Consider the following 13271-nt stretch of genomic DNA (forward strand, 5'->3'; position numbering starts at 1 on the left):
TTAGTTTGTAAAATTACTACAATTTCTAAAACGACGTAACAATATCCCGATAAATACTACTTATTATCAGATAAACACAAAAAAACATGAAAAACCTTCTTTTACTTATAGCTGTTTGTTTTACAATAACCGTGAACGCTCAGAAAGCAGAAATTGAAAATACCGTAAAAACATTCTTTGCAGGTTTTCATGCAAAAGACACGATGAAAATTAAATCGGTTTGTTCTGAAAAAATCATTCTGCAATCGATTATGGAAGGGCAGAAGGGAACCCGTTTTGAAGACGAAAAACCAGCCGAATTTTACAAATCGATTTCCACATTTCCAGCCGATTTAAAATTTGAGGAAAAAATCCTGAGTTATAACATTCAGATTGATGGTAAAATGGCGCAAGCCTGGACGCCTTACGAGTTTTATATAAACGGAAAATTTAGTCATTCCGGAGTAAACGCTTTTACGCTTTATAAAGAAAATGAGGTTTGGAAAATTATTTATCTGATTGATACGAGACGTAAAAAACAGTAAATTTTTATTCTGAAGCGATGTTGCATTGTAAAAAGGCCCATGATTTCCAATTCCGATAGGTTGTTGTTTTGGAACGAAAATCAAATTAATTTAGCCAAATGAAGTACCGTAACAATAAGTTGGTTTATGCCTCATTGTTTTTGATAAGCGGATTTGCCGTTTGGGCGCAGGATTCGCTTGTTTCCCCGAAAGTCAAATTTGATTTTTCAGGGTATCTTGAAACGTATTATTCTTATGATTTCAATGAACCGCAAGGCACAAAAAGACAGGATTTCTTATATAATCACAACAGGCATAACGAGTTTAACGTGAACATGGCTATGTTTCGAAGTTCCATTTCCTATGATAATTTTTATGCAAAAATTGCAATGCACACGGGAACGTATGTACAGGATAATTATTCCAATGAAGATTTGAAATTATTAAGCGAAGCTTACATTGGCGCTTATTTGGATAAGAGTCAGAAAACGAGTATAGAAGCTGGAATTTTCGCTTCGCATATCGGATTTGAAACGGCAACTTCTTCAAGCAATCTGAATCTGACCCGCTCGATTTTAGCTGAAAATTCGCCCTATTTTTTATCCGGTGTAAAACTGAATTACAAACCGAATGAAAAATGGTTATTCAGCGGGATTTTGAATAACGGCTGGCAGCGAATCAACAAACCAAACAAAAATGCATTGCCGGCTTTCGGAAGTCAGATTGTATACAAATCTTCATCAAAAAGCACCTTAAACTGGAGTACTTTTATTGGTGATGAACCCGTTGGAGAAAATTTGCGAACGCGCTATTTTAGTAATGTCTATTGGGATAATCAATGGAACGACCAATGGCGTACGATTATGGGATTTGATTACGGTTTGCAGAAACGAATTGAAAGTGACGGTTTTGCCAATTGGTACAGTCCTGTACTGATTACACAGTATTGTATTTCAAATAAGTGGCAGATTGCCTATCGTTCCGAATATTATCAGGATAAGGAAAATATTGTAATTTCTGCTGATAACGGCAGTTTTAAAACTATCGGAAACTCTTTAAATTTAGATTTCTTACCCAATGCTAAAGTGAAAATACGAACCGAAGCACGTTGGTTACATTCCGATACGGAAAATTTTGCAACGCAAAGCGGGTATTCGAAAGACAACTTTTTTGTGACAACCGCAATGTCGTTTGAATTTTAAGTTTTAGCCGCAGATTCGCAGATTATGACAGGTGCAATCTGCGAATTTGTGGTTTATATTTTTAAGATTAACAATCCGATAAGTTCACAGCTACTGCCAAACCACCCTCTGAAGTTTCTTTGTATTTGTTATTCATGTCTTTAGCCGTTTGCCACATCGTGTCGACTACTTTATCCAACGGCACTTTTGCGTTTTTAGGATCGGTTTCCATGGCCAATTCGGCTGCATTGATGGCTTTAATGGCTCCCATCGTATTTCTCTCGATACACGGAATCTGTACCAATCCGCCAATAGGGTCGCAGGTTAAGCCTAAATGATGTTCCATAGCGATTTCGGCGGCTACTAAAACCTGTTCCGGGGTTCCGCCCATCACTTCACATAAGGCTGCCGCTGCCATGGCAGAGGATACGCCAATTTCGGCCTGACATCCACCCATAGCTGCTGAAATCGTTGCGCCTTTTTTGAAGATACTTCCGATTTCTCCGGCCACCATCAAAAACTGCTTGATTTGTGCTTCGTCGGCTTCGTGGTTTTCAATTACCAGATAATACATCAGAACCGCTGGAATTACTCCCGCACTTCCGTTGGTTGGTGCGGTAACTACACGGCCTAAAGAAGCATTTACCTCATTAACTGCCAAGGCGAAACAGCTTACCCATTTCAATATCTGACGGAATTTCACTTCGGTCATTCGGATGGTTTCCAACCACGATTGCGGATTGTCATAAGGCAACACGCCAATTAAATTCTTATGCATGTCATACGCACGACGTCGCACATTCAATCCGCCCGGTAAGGTGCCTTCGGAATGACAACCAATATAAATACATTCGAGCATCGTATTCCAAATGCGCATCAATTCGTGATTGATTTCTTCTTCGGAACGCATCGATTTTTCGTTTTCGTAAACGATTTCGGAAACCTTCTTGTTTTCTTTTTGACAAAACGCCAATAATTCGGCTGCCTTGTCAATCGGATAAGGAAAGGTTCTTTTGATTTCCTTGTTTTCTTTCGAATGCTCGCGGTCTTCTTTTACCACAAATCCTCCTCCGATAGAGTAGAAGGTAGAGCTGTATTCTTCATTATCGGTGTAAACCGTAAAAGTCAGTCCGTTCGCGTGAAACGGAAGGAAGTTCTTGTTGAAAACAATGTCTTTCTCAAAATCAAACGGAATGATAATTTCATTTCCGAGAAAGATTTCCTTTTTGTTTTTGATGGCAGTAATAATCACGTCGATACTTTCCACGGGAATATATTCCGGATCGGCACCGCTTAATCCCAACATTACGGCCAAATCAGTTGCATGTCCTTTCCCTGTCAGCGAAAGCGAACCGTATAAGTCGACTTTAATCCGGTTGATGTTGTCAATCATATTGCGTTCACGGATTTCGGCAAGGAATTGTTCGGCGGCACGCCAAGGGCCTAAAGTGTGCGAACTCGATGGTCCGACACCAATTTTAAGCATATCAAAAACGGAAATACATTCCATACGTTATTCTGAGATTTGGTTTGTTTAACACAAAGATAATTCGATAATTTGACAGTTCATAGCGCTTTTATTTTTTTATAATAACCTTAAGTTGCCCATTTGTTTTAAAACTGTATTTTTGGGCAATCAATCAAAAAAATCATGAAGAAGCAAAGAGTATTAATTGTATTAACACTTTTATTTTCAATTGTTTGTTTCTCGCAATCGCAACGGGAACTTTACATTCAGAGCACGGAAGCTTATAAGGCCAAAGAGTACGCTCGGTTTTTGATAATCACTAAGCAATTAGATCATCTTCGTCCCTCACATCCAACCTATACCTACAATCTTGCGGCAGCTTATGCATTAAATAATGAAAAGGAAAAAGCAATTTCAATATTGGAAAAATTGCTGCTGATGAACAATACAATCGATATTGAAAAGGAGGCCGACTTTGATAGTCTGAAAAGCACTTCCGAATTTGAGAAAGTGATTCGGTTGAAATCGGAACTGGAAAAACCAATAGGAAATTCTGAAAAAGTAATTTCGTTAACCGAAAAAAATCTGCATCCGGAAGGATTGATTTATCTGCCAAAAACAAAAACCTGGCTGGCATCGAGCATCCGGAAAAAGAAAATTGTTGCCTTTGATTTTACAACCGGACAGTGTTCGGATTGGTTTACGGAAAGTAATTTTTCGGTATTTGCCATGAAATCGGATGCCAAAGAGAATTACCTGTGGGTTGCCACGGCTGCCATGCCGGAAATGTTAGGTTTTTCAAAGGAAATGGAAGGGAAAGCCGAGGTGCTGAAAATCGATATTCGTACCCGAAAAATAGTCAAACGCTTTCCTATGGAAGGCAATCACGTTTTTGGCGATTTGATTCTGGACAAAAGCGGGAATGTTTATGTTTCGGATAGTGGTGAAGCTAAAATATACAGAATTTCAAATGATGTCATGTCGGTTTGGCTGGATTTGAAATCGGAAGCGTTTAATCTGCAAGGAATTACGTTTAACGAAAAACAATCCAAACTTTATATCGCCGATTATTTAAAAGGAATTGTGGTTGTTGATGTGAACAATACGCATAACAGAAACTGGCTTGACTTTCCAAAAGAAACGACGGTAAAAGGAATTGATGGTTTAGTTTTTCATGAAAATTCGCTTTTTGCCATTCATAACGGAGTGAAACCGATTCGGGTAATTCAGTATACTCTGAATCAAAACCAGAAAGAGATTTCCTCGTTTAAAATCATTGATCATAACCGATCGGAATTTGACGAACCGGCGCTGGCTACCATTATCAATGCTACTTTGTATTTCTTTTCGAATTCACCTTGGAAAGGCTATGACAAGCAATTCCATCTTGACGAAACCAAGTTTGAAAACCCGATGTTGTTTCAATATAAAATACGATAACTACTCTTCAACAACAATTTGGGTACAACCGAAATAAATTTCCTGAGCTTCAACGGCCCAATCGTCATTGCTTCTGAAATCCCTGAAATCATAGCAATACGATTTTAGGTTCTCTTCTATTTTTTTGATGCTGACCACTTTATTTTTGGAATTCTTTAAAAGCAATTCACGTTTCGCTATTTCGATTTTAAGTGCACTTCCTTTCTGAAAATTGTAAACGATAAAGCCGAAAGCGGCAAAAAACAGCGTGTAACTCAGTACGGAAGAAATTCTGTTTTCTTTCGTATTCAGCTGAACCACTGTCAATTGATGAATGAATCGAAAGATGAAAATAACGATAAAGAACATGAAATAAATGGCCGTTCTTGAAGAAACTACTTCCGGCATGGTTATAAAAGGTAAAATCGTACTAAAAGCGACAATCAGGTATTTGTAAGTAGCGATAAAAGCAAGGAACCGTTCTTTTGTTTTGGGGATGAAAATATGACTTTTAATCGTTGCCGAAATCTTGTTGCCGCTCTGGAAGACATAAACAAATGCAGCTAAAACCGATAAAATTATCAGGATGAATGAATATAAGAAATAGGTTGCCAATGTAAAGGCAGAATTCCTGATAAGCATCCATAAAGTACTATTTCTGAATGCCGAATTATTGATTTCTTCCACCCGTAAAAAATTTCCGGGAGCCAGACTTAAAAATAGGGTTCCGCCGATAATAATAAGAAGTAAGAGTACATTATAATTGATGTTTCTCTTCTCGTTTTTGAGGAAATCGGTTACGACTGTCAGCAATAAAAGCGCAATAAAACCAATGGTCAGATTTTGAGTTGTTAAGCCGATAAATACTGTGAAAATTAAAAAGACGATTTTGAAAACCGGCCGATTAGTTTTCGGAACTTTGTAGAACAGAAGCAACCAAATCGCACCTAACAACAGATTAAATGAATAAACGCCACCGGTTGCCCAATAAATCGTTTGTCCGATATGTGCGTAAGAACCCAGCCAGAAAATAACGGTAATCAGTAAAGGTAAATAAGTTTTATTTAAAGTACCGGACTTGTCATTTGTCTCTTCTTTAATGATGTAAAATAAAAGCACTCCGCTCAAGAGAAAGCAACAGTTCCAGAATAAGGTTATCATTTCCACCGGCAACAGCTTTAAAAAGGCGCCTTGCAAAAAAGCGGCAGGTGTCAGGTAGCGTCCATCCCAAGTGAAATAACCGTGAATGCACCTTTGATAGATACCTAAATCATGTACCTCATTCAATACAGCATAATCATCTGCCCAATAAAAGGTATTGAGATTCAGAGACAAAATCAGTGTTATAACCAGTAAACCGGTGATACTCAGAAATGTTATTCCGCTGTTTTTAAAAAATGTCATTACTGTGTTAGAATTAAATGTCAAATATAAGTTTTAAAGAGTATTTATACCCAGACAAAAGCAGATTAATGTCATCCTGTCAGTTTTTTTATTTGTTTTTTAACAGAATCTGACATTTTATAATTTATATGACTGTTGGCACAATCATTGTCATTTTGCAACTCGAGTTTTAAACTTTTGAATTAAAATTAAACTATTATAAAAATGAGTAAGATTATTGGAATCGACTTAGGAACAACAAACTCTTGCGTATCCGTAATGGAAGGTGGGGAACCGGTTGTAATTGCTAATGCCGAAGGAAAAAGAACAACACCGTCTGTAATTGCATTTGTGGATGGTGGCGAAATTAAAGTGGGTGATCCTGCGAAAAGACAAGCAGTAACGAATCCAACAAAAACTATTGCTTCTATCAAACGTTTCATGGGTAACAAATATTCAGAAAGCGCTAAAGAAGCATCAACTGTAGCTTACAAAGTTGTTAAAGGTGATAACGACACACCACGTGTTGATATCGACGGAAGACTTTACACGCCACAGGAATTGTCAGCTATGGTATTACAGAAAATGAAGAAAACGGCTGAAGATTATTTAGGTACAACAGTAACAGAAGCGGTTATTACCGTTCCGGCTTACTTTAACGATGCACAACGTCAGGCTACAAAAGAGGCTGGAGAAATTGCAGGTTTAAAAGTACGTCGTATCATCAATGAACCAACCGCTGCTGCATTAGCCTACGGTTTGGATAAATTAGGTCACGATCACAAAATTGCAGTATACGATTTAGGTGGAGGTACCTTCGATATTTCTATCCTTGAATTAGGAGATGGTGTTTTCGAAGTATTGTCAACAAACGGAGATACTCACTTAGGTGGTGACGACTTTGACCAGGTAATTATCGATTGGTTAGCTAACGATTTCAATGCTGCTGAAGGGCTTGATTTACGTAAAGACCCAATGGCATTACAGCGTTTGAAAGAAGCTGCTGAAAAAGCTAAAATTGAATTATCATCTTCTGCTCAAACAGAAATCAACTTACCATACGTTACAGCTACGGCTACAGGACCAAAACACTTAGTACAGACATTAACTCGTGCAAAATTCGAACAATTGGCTGATTCTTTGATCAAACGTTCTATGGAACCGGTTGTTAAAGCGTTAAAAGATGCAGGTTTATCTACATCGGATATCGACGAAGTAATCTTAGTAGGAGGTTCAACTCGTATTCCGGTTATTCAGGAGCAAGTTGAGAAATTCTTCGGAAAAAAACCATCAAAAGGAGTTAATCCGGATGAAGTAGTTGCGATTGGAGCTGCTATCCAAGGTGGTGTATTAACTGGAGATGTGAAAGATGTATTGTTATTAGACGTTACGCCACTTTCATTAGGTATCGAAACTATGGGAGGTGTAATGACTAAATTAATCGAGTCGAATACTACTATTCCAACTAAAAAATCTCAGGTTTTCTCTACAGCAGGAGATAATCAGCCATCAGTGGAAATTCACGTAATTCAAGGTGAGCGTACCATGGCGGCTGACAATAAAACCATCGGTCGTTTCCATTTAGACGGAATTCCACCTGCACCAAGAGGAGTACCTCAGATTGAAGTTATTTTTGATATCGATGCGAATGGTATTATCCATGTAACAGCGGTAGATAAAGGAACTGGAAAATCTCATGATATCCGTATCGAAGCGTCTTCAGGATTGACTCCGGAAGAAATCGAGAAAATGAAAAAAGAAGCTGAAATGAATGCGGAAGCAGACAAATTAGCGAAAGAAAAAGTGGATAAATTAAACGAAGCTGACGGAATGATTTTCCAAACGGAAAAACAACTGACAGAGTTCGGAGATAAATTATCTGAAGGAAACAAAGCAAACATTCAAGGTGCTTTAGACGGATTGAAAGCGGCATACGAAACTAAAGATATCGCAACAATTCAACCGGCTTTAGATGCAATCAACGAAGCGTGGAAAAATGCTTCCGAAGAAATGTACAAAGCACAGGCAGAAGGACAAACTCACGAAGCACAGCCACAAGCAGACGCTTCAGGAGATACTACTCAGGATGTAGATTTTGAAGAAGTAAAATAATCCTTTTCGAATAATAGATAAAACCATCCGCATTGTCGGATGGTTTTTTATTTTACATTAATTCATATAATTGTTAAATAATTGAAGAATTGTTTTTATCAGGAATATTTTTGTATTTTTCAATCCAAGAAACGTATAAAAATTTATGAAAAAAATAATTTTGCTAATAACACTCGCATTATGCACGAGCATTGGCTACAGCCAAAAAAAGAAAAGCACTTCAAAAGCCGGTACTGTTTTAACCAAAACCGATAATCTTTCGGCGGAAATCGTAAAAAACGAATTTCATTTGTATGTAGATGAAGGAGGGAAGAAAGAAGTCCTTTTTACGCGCCCGATTGATTCTAAAAGAAAGTTGTCCGAATGTAAAATCACGGGTTTCAAAGCCAAAGAAACACCTTTATACTATATTTCGTGGACTGAAAAAGGAACCACAAAAACAGATTTAAAAGCAGAAGACGCTACCAGTGTCGTTTCTGAAATTTGGGAAGTACCGACAAAAACTCAGGTGATTGCAAATACGCAAACCACCACACACATAGTTGAAAAAGTGTTTTTGGACAAACTTAAAAATGCTTCCGAAACTCAGGAAAGAAACAGAAGAGAAGGATCGGAGTTTAAATTATTGCCAAACGGAGACATTCTTTTGAAAAACAAATCACAGGAAAGCAAGCAAACCTACGACCCGGTTACCAAAAAATACATTGCAGCCGGAGCACCGGCAAAAAAGAAAAAGAAATAATTTTCTTAGTTGAACATAATTTAAATAAAAACGCCTCAAAACCAATGGTATTGAGGCGTTTTTTATAGGTAATAGCTTTATTTCAAATCTAAAACGACTCCGTTAAAAACGATGCCGTTCCACCCGGATTTCATAAAGTTGCGGATGTTCTGATGATCGGTTCCATTGGGATTTTCCAAAACATCAATCCTGTAAAAATCACCAAATAAATGTAAAGTTTGCTCGGGTGATAATTCCTTTATTTTGGCAAAGTAAAATATCTTGCAGGAACCGTTATTTTGGTTGGCTTCGTTTACCGTATTTCCGTTTGTGAAGCGCGTAGGCGTAAAGTTATAATTTGAGTCAATATACTCAATGACTTCCGGAAACAAAATCTTTTCGGGTTGATTTTGAATTTTGTCTATTAGATTCATCATAGTATTTAACTATTTTTACAAATAATGATTACTAAATATACGGAACTCAGAATACTGCTCACTGTTTTCTACTCCGTTATCTTAATCTCAAACATCTTGTCCCAGTTTTTTCCGGTCACAAAAATGGTTTTGGTTTTAGGATTGTAAGCGATTCCGTTTAATACGTCGATATCGGGGTGCTGCGTTACTTTCGCTTTTAAATCGGATAGGTTAATAACCGCTTCGACAGCACCATTTTTAGGGTTGATAACAGCAATGGCATCCATCGTGTAAATGTTGGCGTAAATTTTTCCGTCTATCCATTCCATTTCGTTTACGGCCTTAATTTTAGAACTTGCCGTATACACATTAATATAATCAACCTCTTTAAAATCGGCCGGGTTTACAAACCATATTTTTTCAGTTCCGTCGGACATCAGTAAATTTTTGCCGTCATTCGTCATACCCCAGCCTTCCATATTGGTCTTGAAATAAGGGAATGTTTTTTCTTTTTTAAAGGTATCGGCATTGTATACGTAGGCTTCCCCGTTCTGATACGTAATCTGGTATACTTTATTATTCAGAATTGTACATCCTTCACCAAAAACATTTTGAGGCAGTTCAACTATTTTATGCACTTTACCTGTTTTGTAATCGGTTTTTCGAAGGGAAGAGATGCCGCGCAAACCGGTTCCGTTTCCAGCGCCGTTTCCGGTACTTTCAATTAAGGTGTCGCGATAGAATTCCAATCCTTGCGTATAGGCTTTCAAATCGTGAGGATAGGTGTTTACAATGGTATATTTTAACAATTTCGGCTGAATATCAGATACCAATTCCACTCGTGTAGTCGTTTCGCTGTTCTCTCCTTCAAAGTAAACCAAGGCTTTGATGTTTTGGTAGCCTAATTTTTGTTCTGCAAAAGCAAAATCCAGCTTAGTGTTGCCTTTTACAGCACCAACTTTTTTATCGTTGATATAATAAATAATGGAGTCAATAGTTTTGTTTTCCGGATTTTTCAAGGCTAAAGAAAGCGTCTCCTGTGGCTGATATTGTTCTTTTAAACCGGTGGAATCAATAGAAAATAAATTTTCCGCACCTTTTTTATCGTCATTACACGAAACAAGCGCAGTTCCTAACAAAATGAATGTTAATAGATTATGTGTTTTCATTGTTTTAAAATTGATAGAAGCAATATACAATGTTATTTTTATATCTTCAATTGCCTTGCAAAAAAATAAAAAGGTTGTATATTTGCAACGGCAAGTCCTACACGACCAGCTCCTGCAGACTCCTCCAGGGTGGGAACGCAGCAAAGGTATGTGGTTGTAGCGGTGCGATGTAGGTCGCTTGCCATTTTTTTCTCATTGCGAGGAAACGAAGCAATCTTTTTCAATTTATACTATCTCCCTTGCGGAGATTTTTTTATTTTTAGGGCATACAAATTCATTCCATGAAGCTATCCTGGCAAATTGTCCGACTCCAACTTAAAGAAACGTTCTCGATATCCTATGGTGATTACTCTTTCAGAGAAGCATTAATAGTAAAGTTAAGCAATCACGATTGTTCCGGTTATGGCGAGTGTACGGGCATCGATTATTACCACATCAGTTTGTCTGATTTTGATAAAACACTACATCAGCTAAAAGATAAAATTGAAAACCAACCAATCAATCATCCAACCGATTTTTATAATTTCCTGATTGCATTGGGATTACCAAGTTTTCTTCGATCGGCATTGGATTGTGCCTATTGGGATTTGTTCGGGAAACTGGAAAACAGAAGCTTTTCCGAATTGAACACTGTCGAAATAAATACCATTCCCGAATCTTCCATAACGATAAGTGTTGCTCCAATCGAAGTTCAATTGGATAAAATAGCAAAATCGTCCTGGAATAAATTCAAAGTGAAGTGCAATCATTTTGATGAAAACGAAATTCAGCAGCTATTGCAAACAGGAAAATCAGTGGCTTTGGATGCTAACGGCAGTTATACTGCTGAAGATTGTCATTGGCTGGAAAACTTTGAAATGGCAAAAGGGTTTACTTATGTTGAGCAACCGATGAAACCTGGTGAAGACAATTTTAAATCATTACAATCCGACAAATATCCTAATTGGATGGCGGATGAAGATTGTCAGGAAAATAGCGATTTGAAAACATTACAACCGCATTACCGAAGCATCAATATCAAATTGGTAAAATGTGGCGGATTGACACCCGCTTTGGAATTGATAAAGAATGCTAAAGACTTAAGTTTTAAAATCATGATTGGCTGTATGACCGAATCCACCGTTGGGATTTCCGCGGGAGCAGCAATAGCTTCTTTAGCAGATTTTGCCGATTTGGACGGTGCTAATTTAATTGCCAACGATATGGCATCTGGTTCAAAGATTGAATTGGGGAAAATTCTCCTTTCTGAAAAACCGGGATTAGGAATCAAAATTTTATAGACGGAACTTCTAAAAATGCGTACTTTCGCACATTATTCCCAATAATCTAAGAAGTCTAAAAATCTAAGAAGTCTAATAATGTCAAATGTTGTTTTAATTACGGGTGGTTCGTCAGGAATCGGGAAATCGGTTGGTGAATTCCTGCATCAGAAAGGTTTTACTGTTTACGGAACGAGTCGAAACCCGGAACGTGTTGAAAATTCAGTTTTTCCATTGGTCGCTTTGGATGTCAGAAATACCGAGAGTATCAAAAATGCTGTAGCCGAAGTGATTGCAAAATCAGGACGGTTGGATATTGTGATTAACAATGCCGGTGTTGGAATTACCGGTCCGTTGGAAGAAATTCCGGCCGAAGAAATCAAAAACAATTTCGAGACAAATCTTTTCGGACCCATTGAAGTGATGAAAGCCGTTTTACCGCAAATGCGTACTCAAAAATCAGGCTTAATCATCAATGTTACATCAATTGCTGGTTATATGGGATTGCCTTACCGCAGCGTGTATTCGGCTTCAAAAGGGGCGTTGGAACTGATTACGGAAGCCTTGCGAATGGAAACGAAATCGTTCGGAATTCACATTACCAATGTAGCTCCGGGTGATTTTGCTACAAATATTGCCGCCGGACGTTATCATGCGCCGTTGGTAAAAGGTTCGGCCTATGAAATCCCATACGGAAACACGTTAAAAACCATGGACGAACATGTAGACAGCGGAAGCAATCCAAACGATATGGCTTTAGCGATTTATGCGATTATTCAAACTCCAAACCCTAACGTGCATTATAAGGTGGGCGCTTTTATGCAGAAGTTCTCGATTGTTTTAAAACGCATGCTTCCGGACAAAATGTACGAGAAATTGTTAATGAATCATTATAAATTAAACTAATCATGAAAAAATATATTTTTCTGTTTTTCCTTTTATTTTCAACATTAAATTATGCACAGGAAAGTGCGGATGAGAAAACCAATAAGAAACGAAATGTGTTTTTTGACATTTCAGGCGGCTATGGTGGACGGATAGGCGAAACTGCCGGTGAAAATGATTTGGAGCGAAAACATTCCCAGAGTCAGAAATCGGGATTCAGTTATGATGTTAGCTTGTATTTCAGACTGTTTGATAATAAAAATTCCTTTATTGGATTCAAGTACAATGCCTTCAACAAAAAATCGGTTATTGATGATGCGTATGTAACGGCACCCAACGGGCAACAAGGCTATGGGGAGTTTTCAGATAACGTTACAATATCTTTTTACGGAATTTCTTATATGTATAGTAAACCAACAGCTTCCAGAGACGAGTTCAGTTTTGATGTTGGCTTAGGGTATATCGGTTACAAAGATAAAGCGGTTTATCTCCAGGATTACAAGATTAAAGGGGCGTCGTTTGGCGTTTACACTTCCGGAAGCTATTATTTAAGAATTTCGGATGGTTTTTCTCTAGGACCAAGAGTGGGACTTCTGTTGGGGACTTTGAGTTCCGTGAAAATTGAAGGACCCAATAATTATCGTGATGATGTTAAATTGGATGACAATATGAAAGAGAGTCTTTCAAGAATTGATTTGTCAATTGGAGCCAGAATTAAATTTTAGTTGTAATTTTGCAACCGATTCAAAAAAGGA

General features: G+C 37.8%; 12 protein-coding genes and 1 other RNA gene. 9 read left to right on the top strand and 4 right to left on the bottom strand.

Annotated features, from left to right (window positions below; all coding sequences use genetic code 11):
* Positions 1-86 precede the first annotated feature (86 nt).
* Together BLQ05_RS05235 and BLQ05_RS05240 are read left to right on the top strand one after the other, a co-directional pair.
* On the top strand, positions 87-524 hold the full coding sequence (locus BLQ05_RS05235; protein WP_023576655.1) for a hypothetical protein: 438 nt from the start codon (positions 87-89) through the stop codon (positions 522-524).
* A 98-nt stretch (positions 525-622) separates the two neighbouring features.
* Entirely contained in the window at positions 623-1705 is a 1083-nt protein-coding gene (locus BLQ05_RS05240) for a porin (RefSeq protein WP_023576656.1), read from the top strand.
* Positions 1706-1772: 67 nt separating this feature from the next.
* Here the strand turns inward: BLQ05_RS05240 and BLQ05_RS05245 are convergent, their stop codons facing one another.
* Positions 1773-3194 carry an L-serine ammonia-lyase gene (locus BLQ05_RS05245; protein WP_023576657.1) on the bottom strand — a complete coding sequence of 474 codons (1422 nt, stop codon included), beginning with the start codon at positions 3192-3194 and terminating at the stop codon, positions 1773-1775.
* Between the two features lie 141 nt (positions 3195-3335).
* On the opposite strand from BLQ05_RS05245, the gene BLQ05_RS05250 reads away from it, so the two are divergent.
* A complete protein-coding gene (locus BLQ05_RS05250) occupies positions 3336-4592 on the top strand; it encodes a TPR end-of-group domain-containing protein (RefSeq protein ID WP_023576658.1) in 1257 nt (418 codons plus the stop codon).
* Here BLQ05_RS05250 and BLQ05_RS05255 read toward each other — a convergent pair whose 3' ends face one another.
* Positions 4593-5975 (bottom strand): DUF6056 family protein, encoded by a 1383-nt coding sequence (locus BLQ05_RS05255; RefSeq protein ID WP_023576659.1) that lies wholly within the window; start codon positions 5973-5975, stop codon positions 4593-4595.
* A 204-nt stretch (positions 5976-6179) separates the two neighbouring features.
* Between BLQ05_RS05255 and dnaK the strand changes: the two genes are divergently transcribed.
* Together dnaK and BLQ05_RS05265 are read left to right on the top strand one after the other, a co-directional pair.
* Positions 6180-8066 (top strand): molecular chaperone DnaK, encoded by a 1887-nt coding sequence (dnaK, locus tag BLQ05_RS05260; protein WP_023576660.1) that lies wholly within the window; start codon positions 6180-6182, stop codon positions 8064-8066.
* Between the two features lie 145 nt (positions 8067-8211).
* Entirely contained in the window at positions 8212-8808 is a 597-nt protein-coding gene (locus BLQ05_RS05265) for a hypothetical protein (RefSeq protein ID WP_023576661.1), read from the top strand.
* Between the two features lie 77 nt (positions 8809-8885).
* Here BLQ05_RS05265 and BLQ05_RS05270 read toward each other — a convergent pair whose 3' ends face one another.
* On the bottom strand, positions 8886-9221 hold the full coding sequence (locus BLQ05_RS05270; RefSeq protein WP_023576662.1) for a HopJ type III effector protein: 336 nt from the start codon (positions 9219-9221) through the stop codon (positions 8886-8888).
* A gap of 71 nt (positions 9222-9292) precedes the next feature.
* Complete coding sequence (locus BLQ05_RS05275; protein ID WP_035654614.1) at positions 9293-10372, bottom strand: glutaminyl-peptide cyclotransferase; 1080 nt, start codon at positions 10370-10372, stop codon at positions 9293-9295.
* An 88-nt stretch (positions 10373-10460) separates the two neighbouring features.
* On the opposite strand from BLQ05_RS05275, the gene ffs reads away from it, so the two are divergent.
* The 4 genes from ffs (at position 10461) to BLQ05_RS05295 (ending at position 13241) form a co-directional block, all read left to right on the top strand.
* An RNA gene (gene ffs, locus BLQ05_RS05280) (signal recognition particle sRNA small type) lies at positions 10461-10558 on the top strand.
* A 95-nt stretch (positions 10559-10653) separates the two neighbouring features.
* Positions 10654-11652 (top strand): enolase C-terminal domain-like protein, encoded by a 999-nt coding sequence (locus BLQ05_RS05285; RefSeq protein WP_023576664.1) that lies wholly within the window; start codon positions 10654-10656, stop codon positions 11650-11652.
* Positions 11653-11730: 78 nt separating this feature from the next.
* Positions 11731-12537 carry an SDR family oxidoreductase gene (locus BLQ05_RS05290; protein ID WP_023576665.1) on the top strand — a complete coding sequence of 269 codons (807 nt, stop codon included), beginning with the start codon at positions 11731-11733 and terminating at the stop codon, positions 12535-12537.
* A 2-nt stretch (positions 12538-12539) separates the two neighbouring features.
* A complete protein-coding gene (locus tag BLQ05_RS05295) occupies positions 12540-13241 on the top strand; it encodes a hypothetical protein (protein ID WP_023576666.1) in 702 nt (233 codons plus the stop codon).
* The last annotated feature ends 30 nt before the right edge of the window (positions 13242-13271 follow it).

Origin of the sequence: Flavobacterium saliperosum, assembly GCF_900100625.1 — a bacterium.
Classification (GTDB): domain Bacteria; phylum Bacteroidota; class Bacteroidia; order Flavobacteriales; family Flavobacteriaceae; genus Flavobacterium; species Flavobacterium saliperosum.